The 207-nt window shown below is 36.7% G+C and carries 1 protein-coding gene; it reads left to right on the plus strand.

Going from position 1 to position 207, the window contains the following annotated elements; translation table 11 throughout:
* A partial coding sequence (locus tag ASU02_RS27155; protein ID WP_232426342.1) for a hypothetical protein occupies positions 1-187 on the plus strand: 187 nt, incomplete at its 5' end.
* Between the last annotated feature and the right edge of the window lie 20 nt (positions 188-207).

The following is a 207-nucleotide window of genomic DNA, read 5'->3' on the forward strand; positions in this document are numbered from 1 at the left end:
GCTGTTCTCATGCAATATCAGGACGTCTATTCCAAGAGAAAAACCTTACTTAATAACTAATATACTTTTATTTTTCGACTCACTTCCATCATGGAATGATTACATATCCAGGGAGGGCTGTCAAAGTGAAAAGCCTTTGACAGCCTTCCCTGGATATGTAGATAAAAAACCATGGAAGTTTCGCTAAAAAAAATGAAAGGGTATGGA

Origin of the sequence: Cytobacillus praedii, from assembly GCF_001439605.1 — a bacterium.
In the GTDB taxonomy this organism is placed as follows: Bacteria; Bacillota; Bacilli; order Bacillales; family Cytobacillaceae; genus Cytobacillus; species Cytobacillus praedii.